The organism is Mesoterricola sp. JemC181 (genome assembly GCF_055384585.1).
The window spans coordinates 3,830,432-3,846,297 of the sequence record NZ_AP045076.1; the positions used below are offsets into that span (position 1 = coordinate 3,830,432).

General features: G+C 70.4%; 14 protein-coding genes. 7 read left to right on the forward strand and 7 right to left on the reverse strand.

All coding sequences use genetic code 11. The features are described 5' to 3' along the window. Positions 1–20 precede the first annotated feature (20 nt). Positions 21–1,187, forward strand: a complete 1,167-nt coding sequence (locus tag ACZ5MC_RS16930) for a metallophosphoesterase (RefSeq protein ID WP_464516323.1) — start codon at positions 21–23, stop codon at positions 1,185–1,187. Between the two features lie 87 nt (positions 1,188–1,274). On the opposite strand, the gene ACZ5MC_RS16935 is transcribed toward ACZ5MC_RS16930, so the two are convergent. Further along, positions 1,275–2,234 carry a bifunctional methionine sulfoxide reductase B/A protein gene (locus ACZ5MC_RS16935; protein WP_373432571.1) on the reverse strand — a complete coding sequence of 320 codons (960 nt, stop codon included), beginning with the start codon at positions 2,232–2,234 and terminating at the stop codon, positions 1,275–1,277. Between the two features lie 330 nt (positions 2,235–2,564). On the opposite strand from ACZ5MC_RS16935, the gene ACZ5MC_RS16940 reads away from it, so the two are divergent. From ACZ5MC_RS16940 to ACZ5MC_RS16965, 6 genes are all read left to right on the forward strand, one after another. Next, positions 2,565–3,851, forward strand: coding sequence for a citrate synthase (locus ACZ5MC_RS16940; protein ID WP_306601654.1), 1,287 nt, complete (start codon positions 2,565–2,567; stop codon positions 3,849–3,851). A 140-nt stretch (positions 3,852–3,991) separates the two neighbouring features. Next, positions 3,992–5,137 carry an acyl-CoA dehydrogenase family protein gene (locus tag ACZ5MC_RS16945; protein ID WP_306601655.1) on the forward strand — a complete coding sequence of 382 codons (1,146 nt, stop codon included), beginning with the start codon at positions 3,992–3,994 and terminating at the stop codon, positions 5,135–5,137. Positions 5,138–5,139: 2 nt separating this feature from the next. Continuing rightward, positions 5,140–6,747, forward strand: coding sequence for a carboxyl transferase domain-containing protein (locus ACZ5MC_RS16950; protein WP_306601656.1), 1,608 nt, complete (start codon positions 5,140–5,142; stop codon positions 6,745–6,747). 7 nt (positions 6,748–6,754) lie between these two features. Continuing rightward, positions 6,755–8,617 (forward strand): acyclic terpene utilization AtuA family protein, encoded by a 1,863-nt coding sequence (locus ACZ5MC_RS16955; protein WP_306601657.1) that lies wholly within the window; start codon positions 6,755–6,757, stop codon positions 8,615–8,617. Beyond that, positions 8,614–9,450 carry an enoyl-CoA hydratase-related protein gene (locus tag ACZ5MC_RS16960; RefSeq protein ID WP_306601658.1) on the forward strand — a complete coding sequence of 279 codons (837 nt, stop codon included), beginning with the start codon at positions 8,614–8,616 and terminating at the stop codon, positions 9,448–9,450. Before ACZ5MC_RS16955 ends, ACZ5MC_RS16960 begins: the two co-directional genes overlap by 4 nt. Beyond that, on the forward strand, positions 9,450–11,450 hold the full coding sequence (locus ACZ5MC_RS16965; protein ID WP_464516324.1) for an ATP-binding protein: 2,001 nt from the start codon (positions 9,450–9,452) through the stop codon (positions 11,448–11,450). The genes ACZ5MC_RS16960 and ACZ5MC_RS16965 overlap by 1 nt, the downstream gene beginning before the upstream one ends. Here the strand turns inward: ACZ5MC_RS16965 and ACZ5MC_RS16970 are convergent, their stop codons facing one another. Genes ACZ5MC_RS16970 through ACZ5MC_RS16995 form a run of 6 tightly spaced genes read right to left on the reverse strand, consistent with a single transcriptional unit; the run spans position 11,451 to position 15,773 of the window. Beyond that, positions 11,451–12,209, reverse strand: a complete 759-nt coding sequence (locus ACZ5MC_RS16970; RefSeq protein WP_306601660.1) for a YdcF family protein — start codon at positions 12,207–12,209, stop codon at positions 11,451–11,453. Continuing rightward, positions 12,210–12,872, reverse strand: coding sequence for a DUF799 domain-containing protein (locus tag ACZ5MC_RS16975; RefSeq protein WP_306601661.1), 663 nt, complete (start codon positions 12,870–12,872; stop codon positions 12,210–12,212). It abuts the gene before it with no gap. Beyond that, on the reverse strand, positions 12,869–13,234 hold the full coding sequence (locus ACZ5MC_RS16980) for a DUF4810 domain-containing protein (RefSeq protein ID WP_306601662.1): 366 nt from the start codon (positions 13,232–13,234) through the stop codon (positions 12,869–12,871). Before ACZ5MC_RS16980 ends, ACZ5MC_RS16975 begins: the two co-directional genes overlap by 4 nt. Next, positions 13,231–13,527 (reverse strand): hypothetical protein, encoded by a 297-nt coding sequence (locus ACZ5MC_RS16985; protein WP_306601663.1) that lies wholly within the window; start codon positions 13,525–13,527, stop codon positions 13,231–13,233. The genes ACZ5MC_RS16980 and ACZ5MC_RS16985 overlap by 4 nt, the downstream gene beginning before the upstream one ends. Then, positions 13,524–14,468: a CsgG/HfaB family protein gene (locus ACZ5MC_RS16990; protein ID WP_306601664.1), complete on the reverse strand. Its 945-nt coding sequence runs from the start codon at positions 14,466–14,468 to the stop codon at positions 13,524–13,526. The genes ACZ5MC_RS16985 and ACZ5MC_RS16990 overlap by 4 nt, the downstream gene beginning before the upstream one ends. A gap of 12 nt (positions 14,469–14,480) precedes the next feature. Further along, positions 14,481–15,773, reverse strand: a complete 1,293-nt coding sequence (locus ACZ5MC_RS16995) for a 4Fe-4S dicluster domain-containing protein (protein ID WP_306601665.1) — start codon at positions 15,771–15,773, stop codon at positions 14,481–14,483. Between the last annotated feature and the right edge of the window lie 93 nt (positions 15,774–15,866).

A 15,866-nucleotide genomic window follows, 5' to 3' on the forward strand; every position in this document is an offset into this window, starting at 1 on the left:
ACCTTCAGATTGGAATTGAAATGCTCAAACGGTTCGCGATCTTCCTTTCCGTGCTGCTCCTGGTGCTGGGCGGCGCCGGAACATACTTGTCTGAACGTTCCATCGCCCTGTGGCCGGCCCTGACGGCCCATGCGGGCCTGGTGCGCCTCACCGTCGCGTCCATGCTGGCGGGCATGTTGCTGATCACGCTCCTTCAGCGGGTCCCGGTCCTGGGCCACCGCCTGGGGGCCCTGCTCTGGCTGAGCCACGGCTGCTTTGGCCTGGTCTCCACGTTCCTGGTCTACCTTGGGGCGGCGGACCTGGTCCAGGCCCTGGTACGCCTGGCCACGGGCATCCACGTGGGCCCCTGGGCCCTGGGCGTGGCCTCGGCGGCGGCCCTGGGCACCTCCCTGCTGGGCCTGGCCACGGCCCTGCGGCCGGCGCGCACCCGCAAGGTGGAGATCCCCATCCCGCACTTGCCGGCGGCCCTGGATGGCTTCCGCATCGTCCAGATCTCGGACCTGCACCTCAGTCCGACGACGCCCTGGTACCAGGTGGAGCACCTGGTGAAAGCCGCCAACGCCCTCCGGCCCGACCTCCTGGCGGTCACCGGCGACCTGGTGGACGCCGAGGCCGATGGGGTGCGGCCCAAGGCGGAACGTCTGGGGGCCATCCGGGCGCGCCACGGCGCAGCATTCGTCACCGGCAACCATGAATACTATTCCGGGCTCGGGCGATGGCTGCAGGTGATCCGGGGCATGGGTTGGCGGATCCTGGACAACGGCCATGCGGTGCTGGAGCATGACGGCGCCCGGCTCGCCGTGGCCGGAATGCCCGATCCCACCGCCGCCCAGACCGGGCAGGGCCCGGACTTGGCCCGGGCCTTGGCCGGCATCCCGCCGGAGGCGGTCCCCATTCTGCTGTTCCATCCGCCCACCGGCACCCGTGCCGCGGCGGCGGCCGGGGTGCGCCTGCAGCTTTCGGGACACACCCACGGCGGGCAGTACTTCCCCTGGAGCCTCCTGGTGCCATCCCTCTACAGGCACGGCAAGGGGCTGTCCAGGGAGGGCGGCCTGTGGGTCTACACCAGTGTGGGCACGGGCGTATGGGGCCCGCCCAACCGGTTCCTGGTGCCGCAGGAACTGACCCTGCTGGTGCTGAGGTCGGCTTCCGGTTCCCTCGACAAGCCCGGATTTGCACAAGGCTGACCCATTTCCCGGTCAGGCCGGGCCAGGAGGCGCCGCAACTGACAGGAATTTTTCCAATCGAGGGGTGAAGCTCCAGGCGGGGCCCGGCTAGAACGAGAACGGCCGCACGAAATGGCAGGTGTAGCCGCCGGGGTGCTTCTTCAGGTAGTCCTGGTGGTAGTCCTCGGCGGGCCAGAAGGTCGCGGCGGCGGCGATCTGGGTGGTGATGGGGCGCTTCCACTTCCCGGAGGCCTCCACCTCGGCCTTGACCTTTTCGGCGGTCTTCCGCTGGGCCTCGTCGTGGTAGAAGATGGCCGACCGGTACTGGGTGCCGATGTCATTGCCCTGGCGGTTGGCGGTGGTGGGGTCGTGGATGGTGAAGAAGAATTTGAGGAGGGCCTCGTAGGTCGTCTTCGAGGGGTCGAAGGTCACCTCGATGGCCTCGGCGTGGCCGGTGGTTCCGGTATGGACGTCCTCGTACACCGGGTGCTGCGTGGTGCCGCCGGTGTAGCCCACGATGGTCTTGATGACCCCGGGGCGCTCCCTGACCAGGTCCTCCATGCCCCAGAAGCAGCCCCCGGCGAGGGTGGCCACCTCCTTGGGGGATGGCTTCATGCCGAACAGGGCCAGATACTTGCCATAGCCCCGGGCCTCCAGGTCCGCCACGGGCACGAAGCGCAGGGAGGCGCTGTTGATGCAGTACCGCTGGCCCGTGGGCGCCGGACCGTCGTCGAAGACGTGGCCCAGGTGGGAATCGGCGTTCCTCGAGCGCACCTCGGTGCGCACCATGCCGTGGCTGACGTCCCTGTGCTCCACCACCTCGCCGGGTTCCAGGGGCTTGGTGAAGCTGGGCCAACCGCAGCCGGAGTCGAACTTGTCCTTGGAGGAGAAGAGGGGCTCCCCGGACACCACGTCGACGTAGATGCCGTCCCCCTTGGAGTTCCAATACTCCCCGGTGAAAGGCGCCTCCGTCCCGGCCTCCTGGGTGACCCGGTACTGCTCCGGGGTCAGGGTCTTCTTGAGCTCGGCCTTGGTCTTCTTCCCGCCACTTTCCACACGTGCCTCCATTCCCTTGGTTTCCACCTGACGGCCGCCGGTCAGGCCCATGGCCCCCAGGGCGCCCAGGCCCAGAAGGATGACCCCCAGCAGTACCGCGTTCCTCGTTCCCATGGTCAGCTCCTCGACATTGGGGTGCCCGCCAGGGCTCCATTGTGACGGGATCTCAAAGTCATTGAGCATTTCTTGCGAGAGAGGCGCAACTTCAGCTAGTTTGGAGGTAGCCAACCCGGCCCCGTGCCCTCGCGGGGCCTTGCCTTATCCGGCCCGCCCAATATTCGGGAGCGTGCAATCCCAATCTCCCGTATAAAATGCTCCACTACAGCCACCTGCGAGGAATTCATGACCAACACGGCGAAACTGGAACTGGACGGCAAGGTGATCGAGCTTCCGGTCATCGAGGGAACAGAAGCCGAACGGGCGCTCGACATCCGGGATCTCCGCGCCAAGACGGGCTATATCACCTACGACGAGTCCTACGGGAACACCGGCAGCTGCCAGAGCCGCATCACCTTCATCGACGGCGAGAAGGGCATCCTCCGCTACCGGGGGATCCCCATCGAGGAACTGGCCGAGGGTTCCACGTTCGTGCAGGCCGCCTACCTGATCATCTTCGGCAAGCTCCCCACGGAGACCGAGCGCCTGCGCTTCTCGGGCCTCCTGACCAAGTACCAGATGATCCACGAGGACATGAAGTTCCACTTCGAGGGCTTCCCCTCCTCGGCCCACCCCATGGCCATCCTTTCGGCCATGATCAACGCCGCCGGGTGCTTCCTCCCCGAGCTCAACGAGGAATACAACGCCGACCGGTTCGAGATCCAGGCCGCCCACCTCCTCTCCCAGGTGCGCACCCTGGCCGCCTACGCCTTCCGCAAGTCCCGGGGCCTGCCCTCCATCTATCCCAAGAAGAAGTACATGTTCACCGAGAACTTCCTGCACATGATGTTCTCCGAGCCCGACGAGGACTACGAGCTGGACCCCGCCGTGGTGGACGCCCTGGACCTGATCTTCCTCCTGCACGCCGACCACGAGCAGAACTGCTCCACCGCCACGGTGCGCATGGTGGCCTCCAGCAAGGCCAACCTGTTCGCCTCGGCCTCCGCGGGCGTCTGCGCCCTGTGGGGCCCGCTGCACGGCGGGGCCAACCAGGCCGTCATCGAGATGCTCAAGGAGATCCGGGCCGACAAGGACGACGGCACCCTCTTCCTGGACAAGGTCAAGCACAAGAACCACGGCGCCAAGCTCATGGGCTTCGGCCACCGGGTGTACAAGAACTACGACCCCCGGGCCCGCATCATCAAGCGCAAGTGCGACGAGCTCCTCTCCAAGATGGGCATCAGCGACCCCCTGCTGGACATCGCCAAGAAGCTCGAGGAGACCGCCCTCAACGATCCCTACTTCATCGAGCGCCGGCTCTACCCCAACGTGGACTTCTACAGCGGCATCATCATGCGCGCCATCGGCATCCCCACCGAGATGTTCACCGTCATCTTCGCCATCGGGCGCATGCCGGGGTGGATCGCCAACTACCGGGAAGTGGCCGAGAGCGGCGACAGCCGCATCTACCGCCCGCGCCAGGTCTACCAGGGGCCCACGCTGAACCACTACGTGCCCCTCTTCGAGCGGTAGCCGGAGGATTTTGAGACGGGATTGCAATCCGCACTGGAACCTTCCCGGCCAGTCGGTATAGTGTCTGTACCTTCCCCAAGGTACCGGGATCGGCCATGCCCGGTTTTCCCAACACCGACCGATTGCCAGCGAGGGATGCCGTGGATTTCACCCTGCCCGAGCACGTGGAGGCCCTCCGGGAGGAGGTGCGCAGGTTCGCCCAGAACGAGATCCGTCCCCACGTCATGACCTGGGACGAGGACAGGATCTTCCCGGCGGAGGTCCTGGCCAGGCTGGGGGAGATGGGGATGCTGGGGGTGTTCTTCCCGGAGGAGTTCGACGGGGCGGGCATGGGCTACCTGGAATACGCCGTGGTGGTGGAGGAACTGTCCCGGGTGGACGGCTCCGTGGGGCTCAGCGTGGCCGCCCACAACAGCCTGTGCTCGAACCACATCTACACCCAGGGCAGCCCGGACCAGCTGGAGAGGTACCTGAAGCCCCTGGCGGCGGGCAAGGTGCTGGGGGCCTGGGCCCTCACCGAGGCGGAGGCCGGCAGCGACGCGGGGGCGCTGCGCACCACGGCCCGGCTGGAGGGGGACCACTGGGTCCTCAACGGCTCCAAGAACTTCGCCACCCACGGCACGGTGGGCGGCATCTGCGTGGTCATGGCCCGCACCCGGGGCGGGACCGGCGCCGACGGCATCAGCGCCTTCATCGTGGAGAAGGACACGCCGGGATTCCGGGCCGGCAAGCAGGAAAACAAGCTGGGCATGCGCGCAAGCGACACCTCGGAACTCATCCTGGAGGAGGTGAAGGTCCCCGCGGCCAACCTCCTGGGGGAGGAGGGCGTGGGCTTCAAGCAGGCCATGAGGACCCTGGACGGCGGCCGCATCGGCATCGCCGCCCTGGCCCTGGGCATGGCCCAGGGGGCCTTCGAGGCCTCGGTGAAGTACGCCACCATCCGCAAGGCCTTCGGCAAGTTCCTGGCCGACCACCAGGCCATCCAGTTCAAGCTCGCCGACATGCAGGTGGGGATCGAGGCGGCGCGGCTGCTGGTGTACAAGGCGGCGACCCTCAAGGACCAGGGGCTTCCCTACGCCAAGGCCGCGGCCATGGCCAAGCTCCACGCCTCGGAGGTCGCCTGCAGGGTTGCCGAGGAGGCCGTGCAGATCCACGGCGGCTACGGCTTCATCAAGGACTACCCGGTCGAGAAGTTCTACCGGGACGTCAAGCTGTGCACCATCGGGGAAGGCACCAGCGAGATCCAGCGGATGGTCATCGCCCGCCACCTCGTCAAGGAGTATTGAGCGTGACGCTCATCCACAGCCGCCTCAAGACCGGCTCCGAGGCCTTCCGGCAGAACCACGCGCACAACCTGGCGCTTTGCGAGGCGTTGCTAGAGGAGAAGGAGCGGCTGCGCCGGGGAGGGGACGACAAGGCCCGTGCCCGCCACGCCGCGCAGGGCAAGCTCTTCGTGCGGGACCGCATCGCGCTGCTCTGCGACGTGGCCTCGCCCTTCCTGGAGGTGGGCCTGTTCGCGGCCACGGGGGTCTACGACGACCCGGTGCCCGCGGCGGGGCTGGTGACGGGGGTGGGCATGGTCCACGGCCGGCCCTGCATGATCATCGCCAACGACGCCACGGTGAAGGGCGGGACATACTACCCGCTTACCGTGAAAAAGCATCTGCGCGCCCAGGAGATCGCCCTGGAGAACCGCCTGCCCTGCCTCTACCTGGTGGACAGCGGCGGGGCCTTCCTGCCCCTGCAGGCCGAGGTCTTCCCGGACCGGGACCATTTCGGGCGGATCTTCTACAACCAGGCGGTGCTCTCGGCCGCGGGCATCCCCCAGATCTCGGCGGTCATGGGCAGCTGCACCGCGGGCGGGGCCTACGTGCCCGCCATGAGCGACCAGACCATCATCGTCAACGGCACCGGCACCATCTTCCTGGGCGGCCCGCCCCTGGTGAAGGCGGCCACGGGCGAGGACGTGACCGCGGAGTTCCTGGGCGGCGCCAAGGTCCACACCGAGCTCTCCGGGGTGGCCGACCACTTCGCCGAGAGCGACGAGCAGGCCATCCAGATCCTCCGCGAGCTGGTGAGCCACCTGGGCCCCTCTCCCGCGGCCTCCGTGGCCCTGCGGACCCCCGAGCCCCCCGCCTACGACCCGCTGGAGATCCTCGGCGCCTGGCCCCGGGACCTGCGCCGGCGCAGCGACGTGCGGGAGGTGATCGCGCGGGTGGTGGACGGCAGCCGGCTCTTCGAGTTCAAGGAGCGCTACGCCACGACGCTGGTGACGGGCTTCGCCCACGTGGAGGGCATGCCCTGCGGCCTGGTGGCCAACAACGGGGTGCTCTTCGGGGAGAGCGCCCTCAAGGCCGCCCACTTCATCGAACTGTGCACCTCCCAGAAGATCCCCCTGGTCTTCCTGCAGAACATCACGGGCTTCATGGTGGGCGCCCAGGTGGAGCGGGCCGGCATCGCCAAGGACGGGGCCAAGATGGTCCACGCCGTGGCCACCGCCCAGGTCCCCAAGATCACGCTCATCCTGGGCGGCAGCTTCGGGGCGGGGAACTACGGCATGTGCGGGCGCGCCTACGGTCCCCGCTTCCTCTGGACCTGGCCCACCTCGCGCATCTCCGTCATGGGCGGGGAGCAGGCCGCCCAGGTGCTCACCACCGTCAAGCGGGACCAGCTCTCCCGCGAGGGCCGCCCCTTCAGCGACGCCGACGCCGAGGCCATCGCCGGGCCCATCCGGGAGAAGTACGAGCGGGAGGGGCACCCCACCTACGCCTCCGCCCGCCTCTGGGACGACGGCGTCATGGACATGCGGGACACCCGGGGCTGGCTCGCGGCGACCCTGGCCACCACCCTCTGCGCCCCGGTGCCCGACACGCGCCTGGGCGTGCTGCGAATGTGAGGAAGCCATGACCGACCGGAAGATCATCCGCATCGCCAACGCCGGGGGCTACTGGGGGGACGACCCCTGGGCCCTGCGCCGGCAGGTGCGGGGCGGCCTCGACCTCCACTACATCTCCATCGACTACCTGGCCGAAGTGACCATGAGCATCCTGCGCAAGCAGATGGCCAAGGACCCCTTCCTGGGCTACGCCCGGGACTTCGTCACCCAGATCGACCCGCTCCTGGAGGAGATCCTGGCCAAGGGCATCCGGGTCATCACCAACGCCGGAGGCGTCAACCCCTCCGCCTGCGCCCAGGCCCTGGCCGCCGCGGCCCGGGCCCGGGGGCTCAAGCTGCGCATCGCCGTGGTGGACGGGGACGACATCGCTCCCCGCATCGGGGAGCTCCTGGCCTCGGGGGTGGAGCTGCGGCACATGGAGACCGGGCAGCCCCTGGCCCCGGTGGCGGACCGGATCCTGGCCGCCAACGCCTATTTCGGCGCCATGCCCGTGGCCGCGGCCCTGGCGAGGGAACCCCACGTCGTCATCTGCGGCCGGGTCACCGACACCGGCATCACCCTGGCGCCCCTCATGCACGAATTCGGCTGGGGCCCGGGGGACTATGACCTCCTGGCCAGCGGCATCGTGGCCGGCCACATCATCGAGTGCGGCGCCCAGGCCACGGGCGGCAACTTCACCGACTGGAAGAAGGTCCCCTCCTTCGTCGACATCGGCTACCCCATCGTGGAGTGCCGCAGGGACGGCGCCTTCACCGTCACCAAGCACCCCGGCACCGGCGGCCTCGTCACCTGCCAGACCGTGCGGGAGCAGCTCCTCTACGAGATGGGCCACCCCCGCACCTACCTCACGCCGGACGTCGTCGCCGACTTCTCCACGGTGGACCTGCGCGAGGACGGGCCCGACCGGGTCCGCGTGGAGCGCGTGCAGGGCCGGCCCCCCACGGACCTCCTGAAGGTGAGCATCGCCTATGCCGACGGCTGGAAGTCCCAGGGCGCCCTCATCGTCTCCGGCCCCGACGCCCGCGCCAAGGCCGAACTGCTGGCCTCGGTCTTCTGGAAGCGGTGCGCCGCCGAGCTGGAGGCCCCCCTGGAGCACACCTGCACGGAGTTCGTGGGCGACGACTCCGCCCACCGTTCGCTCACGCCCCGCCACCGGGCCCAGGAGATCCTCCTGCGCCTCTCGGCCCGGTCCGCGAGCGCCGGGGACCTGCAGGCCTTCCGCAAGCTCCTGCCCGCCATGATCCTGTCCGGCCCGCCCGGGGTGGCGGTCACCGGCGGGGCCCCGGCCGTTTCCGAAGTCGTGAGCTACTGGCCGGCCCTGGTGCCCCGCGGGCTCGTTCTCCCGGAGGCGCGGATCCTGGAGGAGGGCCGGGCGTCCTGGTCCTCGGGGCCCCTGCCCTGGCCCGAGAGCGAAGGCGAGGGCACCACCCCCTTCGACGCCACCGACCCCTGGACCCTGGCCCCCGGCGCCGGCGCGCAGGTGCGCGTGCCGCTCATGCGCATCGCCCACGCCCGCAGCGGCGACAAGGGCGATACCGCCAACATCGGCCTCATCGGCCGCTCCGGCCCGTGCTACGCCTGGCTCCGGGACCACATCACGGCCGAGAAGGTGCAGGCCTGGTTCAAGGGCCACTGCCGCGGGCGGGTGGAGCGCCACCCGGTTCCGCGGCTCTGGGCCCTCAACTTCCTGCTGGAGGAGACCCTGGGCGGAGGCGGCACCGTCAGCCTCCACCTGGACGCCCAGGGCAAGACCCTCGCCCAGGCCCTGCTCCGGTGCGAAGTGGAGGTGCCCGCCGCGCTCCTGGCCACCATCGCCCCGGAGAACCGTCCCTGTCCCGGCGAGATCGTGCCCGAAGGGAGCCGGCCGTGATCCCCCTCTCCGCCTTCCCCAGGGAGGGCGACGCCTTCCAGGGCCGGACCCTGCGGGTGGAGGCCCTGGCCCACGGGGTCATGCGGCTGGTGCTGACGCGGCCCGAAGTGTGCAACGCCTTCGACGCGGCCATGATCCGGGAGCTGTCCCTGGCCATGGCCGAGCTGGCCTCGATCCAGGACCCGGCGCGCATGCGTCTCCTCCTGCTGGAAGGGGAGGGCTCGGTGTTCTGCTCCGGGGCCGATCTGGCCTACATGAAGGAGCAGGGCGCGGCCGCCCAGGAGCTTAACCTGGAGAACGCCAGGGAGCTGGGGCGGATGTTCACGCGCCTGGCCTCCTTTCCCGCGCCCGTGGCGTGCTGCGTGCGCGGGGCGGCCATCGGCGGGGGCCTGGGCCTGGCCGCGTGCAGCGATTTCGTCCTGGCCGAGCCCGCGGCCGTCTTCGCCACGTCCGAGGTGATGCTGGGGCTGGTGCCGTCGGTGATCGGGCCCTTCGTCGTGCGCAAGCTGGGCATCGCCGCCGCCGCCCCCCTGATGCTCACGGGGCGCCGCATCCGCGGCGCCGAGGCCCTGGAGGCGGGCCTGGCGCAGCGCCTCATCGACCCCTCCGAGTCCCACGAAGAGGCCCTGACGCGCGTCCTCCGGGAGTTCCTGGCCGCCGGGCCCCGGGCGGCCCGGGCCACGAAGGAGCTGCTGCGCCGCATCGCGCCGCTGCCGGACCCCGAGCTGTTCGAATTCACCGCGCACACCATCGCCGCGGCGCGCATGTCCGCCGAGGGCCAGGAGGGCCTGCAGGCCTACTTCCGCAAGGCCCCTCCACCGTGGAGGCCCTGATGCGCCTCGTCATCGCCAACCGGGGGGAGATCGCCCGCCGCATCCTGCGCGCGGGCCGCGCCCGGGGCTTCGAGGTGGCCGTGGTGTCCACCCCCGGCGACGCCGGCAGTCCCGTGCGCCGGGAGGCGGACGCGGTACTGGAGGTGGACAGCTTCCTCGACGGGGCCGCCATCGTCGAGGCCGCCCTGCGCTGGAGGGCCCGGCTCCTGCATCCCGGCTACGGCTACCTGTCCGAGAACGCCGGTTTCGCGCGGGCCGTGGAGGAGGCCGGCATCGGCTTCGTGGGGCCCACTCCCGAGAACATGCTCGCCCTGGGCGGCAAGGAGTCCGCCAAGGCCGTCGCCAGGGCCTGCTCCGTGCCGGTGCTGGAGGCCCTCCTCTCCGGGGAGCTGGCCGCCCTCCCCCCCGCGGCCTGGCAGGACGCCCTCGCCGGGCGCGGCATCCTGGCGCCGTACCTGGTCAAGGCCAGCGGCGGCGGCGGCGGGCGCGGCATGCGTGTGGTGGAGGAGCCCGCGGGCCTTCCCGACGCGGTGCTCCGGGCCTCCAGGGAGGCCCTGGCGAGCTTCGGGGACGGCACCGTCTTCGTTGAGCGCCTGCTCCGGTCCCCCCGGCACCTGGAGATCCAGGTGTTCGGCGACGGCCGGGGCGGCGGGGTCTTCCTGGGGGAGCGGGAGTGCTCCCTGCAGCGGCGCCACCAGAAGGTGCTCGAGGAGGCCCCCAGCTCCGTGGCGGATCCCGCCCTCCGGGAGGCCATGGGCCGGGCCGCCCTGGCCCTGGTGCGGCATACCGCCTACCGCGGCGCGGGCACCGTGGAATTCCTCCTGGACGAGGCGGGCGCCTTCCACTTCCTCGAGATGAACACGCGCCTCCAGGTGGAGCACCCGGTCACCGAACTGGCCTACGGCGTGGACCTGGTGCTCGCCCAGCTGGACCTGGCCATGGGCGGCTGGCCCGCGACCCTGGGCGATCCCGCCGTGTTCGCGGTGCCCGCGCCCGCCGGCGTGGCCCTGGAGGCGCGGGTGCTCGCAGAGGACCCGCGCAACGGGTTCCTGCCCACCCCCGGCCCCCTCAGGGTCTACGTGGAGCCCTCGGGCCCGGGCGTCCGCGTGGATTCGGGCGTGACCCAGGGCGGGCGCGTGGACGCGGGGTTCGACTCCATGATCGCCAAGCTCGTGGCGTGGGGGCCGGACCGGGCCTCGGCCGTGGCGCGCCTCGCCGCGGCCCTGGAGGACTTCACCGTCCTGGGGTGCACCACCAACCTCCCCTTCCTGCAGGCCGTGGCCCGTTCCGGGGACTTCCTGGCGGGGCGGGAATCCACGGGCTGGATCCAGGAGCACCTGGCGGACCTCAACGCGCCCCTCCTGCCCGCGGCGTGTCTCGCGTTCTTCCGCTCCACGGCGTTCCGGGAGGCCCTGTCCATGGCCTTCCGCGGCGCGGGCGCGGCCGCCCCGGGCCCCGCCGCGCGGTTCAAGGCCCAGGCCGGCTGCCCCGAGCTGCGCACCGGCGGCGCCCAGGAGAAGGAGGTCTTCCATCTGGAGGGCGGCCCCGTCCTCTTCACCCTGCGCGGGCCCGCCCTGCGCCGGATGCTGGACGGCCCCGTGGCCCCCGGGGAGCGGGGCCCCGGGCTGGCCCGGGCCCTGGCCGCCGCGGGCGAGACCGATCCCGCCCTGCCCTTCCGCGCCTGCCGCCTGGAGGGCGCCGGCATGGCCGTGGCCGTCTTCGGGGAGACCCTGGTGCTGGAGGACCCCTCCGCGGATCTGGCCCGGCCCCGCGTCCAGGCCGCGGCGGGAGGCGGCGTGAACGCCCCCATGGCCGGGAGGATCCTGGAGTGCCTCGTGGCCCGGGGGGACGAGGTGGAGCAGGGCCAGCTGATGTTCGTCCTGGAGTCCATGAAGATGCAGTTCGAGATCACCGCGCCCCGGGCGGGCACGGTGGCCGAGGTTTGCGTGGAGGTGGGCCAGGCCCTGCAGGGTCCGGAGACGGTGGCCGTGCTGGCGTGACTATTTGCCCAGCCGCCGGCCCAGGTACTCCCAGGTCGCGCGCGAGACCAGATGGAACCCCTCCCCCGTGGGCACCAGCCGCTGGGGCTGGAAGGGGTGGCGCCTGCCGTGCCAGTCGGCCCCCACGGGGGTGAAGGCGAGCCCGGCCTTCTCCGCCAGGCGCAGGGCCCTGGGCAGATGGCTGGCGGAGCTGACGAGGGCCAGGCGCTTCCAGTGTCTGGCGTCCTGGAGCCTCCGGTAGGCGGCGATCTCCTCGCGCGTGTTCAGGCAGGGCTCCGGCACCGTCACGATGGCCCCGTCGGGAACGCCCAGGTCCAGCCAGATGGCGCGGGTCTCCTGCCCCAGGTCGCGGGCTCCGGTCATCACGTCCAGGCCGGCGCCGCTGGCCACGAGGAGATGGGCCTTCCCTGCGTGCCACAGGCGCGCGGCGGTGACGATCCGGTCCCCCGCCTCGCCCAGGATGGGCCGGCCCGCGGGATCCAGTTCCGTGCCGCCGCCCAGCACGCACACGGCGTCGAAGGGGTCGAGGCGGCCGGTCTCCAGGAGGGGGACGGTGCGCTCCAGGCCCGCCATGAGGGCCGTCCCCACGTAGAAATTGCCCGCGACGGCGTACAGGATCCACACGAACAGGACCAGGATCCCCGCGAGCCACTGCCTCCGGCGCAGGAGGAGGTACGCGACGCCAAGGGTGAAAACCCAGAGGAGCCCCGCGGGCATGACCAGCGCCCCCACGGCCTTGGCCAGATCGAAGAACGTCATCTAGTATTCCCCCTTGTCGTTGCCGTGCCGCGGGGAATGGGGCCCCGCGGGCAGGCCCTGGTGCAGCGTCCGGAAGGCCTTCTGGTTCGCGGTGCGGGCCAGGGGCATGAAGTCGGGGGCGGCCTTGGTGAGCGAGGCGGTGACGGCCATGGCGACCAGGTCCGCAACGGCATTGCCGCTGGAGTTGTGGCTGGGGACGTAGGTCCAGGCCTGGTGGGTCTTCCAGAGCTCCTCGCCGGTTCTTCCGCTCCGGAGGACATAGTCGAAGTCCACTTCGACGCTGGTGGCGAGCACGGCGTACTTCGCATCCCACTTGTTGATGGTCACGTAGAGGACGGCATCGGCCCCGAAGAGCTCGCCCAGCCTCCGGGGATCCGCCCGGTGGACCATGCCCGCGTCGCCGAGGCCGTCGTCCTCCATGAGCCGCTTGACCAGGTAGACCGGAAAGACGTAGTAGCCGCGGCTGGCCAGGGGCACGGTGAGCGTCGAAAGGAAGAGGTCGGCGGCCGTGACGTCCACGCTGCGGTTGACCACCGGCACCACGAGGATGGACGCGGGGTCCTCCCCGCGCAGCCTTGTGTAGTCCTTGACGGGGGCGGCGGCGGGCGGCACGCATCCCGCGAGGAGGGCCAGGAGGGGAAGGAGGGTGGCGAGCCGCTTCATGACGGATCCTTCGTGGGTTCCGCCGGAGGCGGGGCGCAGGCGCGGATCATGCGGTCCATGAGCAGGGTCGCTTCCGGCCACCGGGTCTTCTCCTTCGTGAAGTACTCCGCGGCCTCCGCCTTCCTGCCGGACAGGAGGAGGATGTAGCCGTACTCGGCGTAGATGCCCGGGGGCACCCGGGTCCCGTCGGGATTCCGTTCGATCGTCCTGCGCAGGGAGGCCCCGTACGCCTCCAGGCCGCCGGGATTCCCCATGAGCCGGTGGAGATGGTCCTCGTACCCGCCCCAATCGAAGCCGGGGCGGGTGGCGGGGACGGCGCAGCCCAGCGCGAGCGCCAGGGCCAGGGGCGGCCATTTCCTCATCTGACGACCAGGGTCCTCTGCTCCCCGCCGCCCAGGAACACCTTCTCGGACATCAGCAGGTCGTCACCGAGCCTGACTTCGATCACGTGCGTGCCGGGTTCCACCCGGAGCACGCCGGGGTCGCCGGCATAGGCTTCGGCGCTGCCCATGGGCCTGCCGTCCAGGAACAGGACCGCCCCCTTGGGCGCGCCCTGGAGGAGGATCCTGGGGCGGTCGTCCACGGCGCGGGTGACGGTGACCGGGTCGGCGCAGCAGAGCAGGAGCAGGGGCAGGGCCAGGGCGGCGGTTCTCATTTGCGGGTCTCCTTGGCGTCGGTGACGTACAGGGTGCCGGCAGCCGGGATGGAGCCGTCCACCACTTCGCAGACGGCGCCTTCGCTGGCCTCGGAGTCCCCGAACAGGGAGACCACCTTGAGGCCCGCCACGCGGGTGCCGGGGAGGGTGATCTCGAAGCCGGTCTGCTGGCTCTTGACCTTGGGTCCCTGGAGCATCACGGCGAGCGAGTCGCCCACCTTGAGGCCCTGGCGCTCGCCCCCTGATACGTAGGCCCGGGAGCCTTCCACCTTCAGGATGTCGCTGGTCCAGGGACGGTCCCCGAGGCTCCTGACGATGGTGTTCATCAGGTCGGACACCGCGGCGCCTATGGCGCGGTCGTTGAGCGTCGCGTCGTAGTCCGCCCTGCTGCCGTAGCCGGCGATGCTGCCGGTCTCGGTGTTGGCCTCCCCCGTGCCCGTGGCGGTGAAGAAGGCCTGGCCGGTGCGCACGTCCAGGAGCCGGACTTCCACCTTGGCCCGGGCCACCTGGTTCCGGGTCGCGCTCAGGAAACCCACCTTGCCCGAGTCGCTCCGCCCGAATTCCGTGACGGCCCCCACCAGGAGGGTGTCCACGCCCACCAGGTTCTCCTGGCCGGAGAGGTGCTGCTCCTTGCGGACCTTCTGCAGGTCGGGCCGCTCGAAGACCAGGAACTGGCCGGAGGCGATGAGGCGGTTGGAGACCATGTCCGAAGCCTGCTTGCCCAGGGGATCATCGTTCTGGTCGACCAGGAGCGATTTCCCGTACCGGGTCTCGTTGGTGAAACGCGCCACGGCGATCTTCCGGCGCAGCACCTTCCCGGCCTGGGGCGGCACGGCCTGGGGCACCGGGGCGGGAGCCTGCACCGGCTCGTACCTCGGCGTGGAGACGGTGGCGCAGCCCGCGAGGAGCAGGAGCGCGGCCAGGGTCGTGGGAGTCTTCATGTTCTTCACCTCTCAATGTTCCCTGTGGACGGGCGTGCCGGTCGCCAGGAGGCGGTCGAGGTACCTGGACTTCATCTGCCGGCTGGCCATGACCTGCCTGATGGGCGGCAGCCTCAGGATCACCCCCAGGATGGCAGCCATGGCGCGATGGTTCCAATGGGCCTGGTTGTCGAAGATGAGATTCTGAAGTTTGCCCCGTTCGATGGCCATGAGCACGGCGCGGTGGGCCGTGGTGACCGGCGTGATCACCCGGGCCGCGCGGGGCTCGAGCACCAGGGAGCCCTTGGCGCAGGTGCGCACGCAGACCCCGCACCCCAGGCACAGGTCCGCGTCCAGGCGCGCCTTCATGCGCCGGGGCCTCGCGGGGTCGCCCGCGGACACCAGGCCCATGGCCTCCACCGGGCACGCCGCCACGCACTTGCCGCACCCGTCGCAGGCCTCCTGGGCCACCCGGGGCAGGAAGTTGGTGGTGGCCACCGGGTTGAGGTTGGCGAACCGCTTGGCCGCGAGCATCGCCTCGCAGCAGCAGCCGCAGCAGTTGCAGATGAAGGCCACCCGCTCCCGGACGTTCTCGCCGAACTGAACCAGGTTGTGGTCCCGGGCCTGGTCCAGGAGGTCCAGGCCCTCGCTCGCGTCCACCCTGCGCGCGATGCCGTGCTTGATGAGGCTCTGGGCCGTGGTGCTGAAGGTCATGCAGATGTCCATGGGCGCCTTGCACGCCCTGCCGAGGTGCTCCATCTTGTGCCGGCAGTAGCAGGTGCCCACGCCCATGTGGGTGGCGGTGCGGATCACCTCGCCGGCCCTCTCGTAGTCGAGAACCTGCAGCTGGCGGTCCGGCAGGGCCCTCTCGTTCACGAAGACCCGCCCCAGCTGGGTCTCCCCGCCCGCGAAGAGGGCCTTGACGAAGTCCTCCTCCACGTTCAGGTACTGGTGGAAGAGCTCCGCCAGGAGCTTCTGGTCGTAGCCGTTGCCCACCCGCATCATGGAGAACTCGAAAAAGCCCGCCATGGGCGGAGGCAGCACGAACAGCTGCTCCCCCCGGATCTCCATGTCCAGGAGCATGCCCCGCGAGGCCAGCGCCTCCAGGGTCTTCCTCGCTTCCAGGACCGGCTTCTTCCACACCTTCCCCGCGGCCTCGGCCGTGAAGGGCCTGATGGGCAGGAGCGCCACCAGTCCGGCCTCCTCCGGCGTGAAGAGCACCTCCAGGATCCGGAAGAGCAGGTCCCCCGGGGGAGCGCCCTGGGGGAACCGGTTGAGACGTTCCGAGAGGGTCGTGTAGCTTTCCTTGAGGGTCAGGTGGGACATGGCGGGCCTGCGGGTGGGATGATCAGAGCATGGGGCAGGTTCGCCCCGGGGTCAATGCAGCCAAGGGGAACCACATGAAAATAGAATCATTTA

What these genes read in the sequence shown, in the direction of transcription:
- ACZ5MC_RS16990 (WP_306601664.1), bottom strand. Translation starts at nt 14,468, where the DNA reads ATGAAGACTCCCACGACCCTGGCCGCGCTCCTGCTCCTCGCGGGCTGC.
- ACZ5MC_RS16940 (WP_306601654.1), top strand. Translation starts at nt 2,565, where the DNA reads ATGACCAACACGGCGAAACTGGAACTGGACGGCAAGGTGATCGAGCTT.
- ACZ5MC_RS16965 (WP_464516324.1), top strand. Translation starts at nt 9,450, where the DNA reads ATGCGCCTCGTCATCGCCAACCGGGGGGAGATCGCCCGCCGCATCCTG.
- ACZ5MC_RS16935 (WP_373432571.1), bottom strand. Translation starts at nt 2,234, where the DNA reads ATGGAGGCACGTGTGGAAAGTGGCGGGAAGAAGACCAAGGCCGAGCTC.
- ACZ5MC_RS16995 (WP_306601665.1), bottom strand. Translation starts at nt 15,773, where the DNA reads ATGTCCCACCTGACCCTCAAGGAAAGCTACACGACCCTCTCGGAACGT.
- ACZ5MC_RS16980 (WP_306601662.1), bottom strand. Translation starts at nt 13,234, where the DNA reads ATGAGGAAATGGCCGCCCCTGGCCCTGGCGCTCGCGCTGGGCTGCGCC.
- ACZ5MC_RS16985 (WP_306601663.1), bottom strand. Translation starts at nt 13,527, where the DNA reads ATGAGAACCGCCGCCCTGGCCCTGCCCCTGCTCCTGCTCTGCTGCGCC.
- ACZ5MC_RS16955 (WP_306601657.1), top strand. Translation starts at nt 6,755, where the DNA reads ATGACCGACCGGAAGATCATCCGCATCGCCAACGCCGGGGGCTACTGG.
- ACZ5MC_RS16975 (WP_306601661.1), bottom strand. Translation starts at nt 12,872, where the DNA reads ATGAAGCGGCTCGCCACCCTCCTTCCCCTCCTGGCCCTCCTCGCGGGA.
- ACZ5MC_RS16930 (WP_464516323.1), top strand. Translation starts at nt 21, where the DNA reads ATGCTCAAACGGTTCGCGATCTTCCTTTCCGTGCTGCTCCTGGTGCTG.
- ACZ5MC_RS16970 (WP_306601660.1), bottom strand. Translation starts at nt 12,209, where the DNA reads ATGACGTTCTTCGATCTGGCCAAGGCCGTGGGGGCGCTGGTCATGCCC.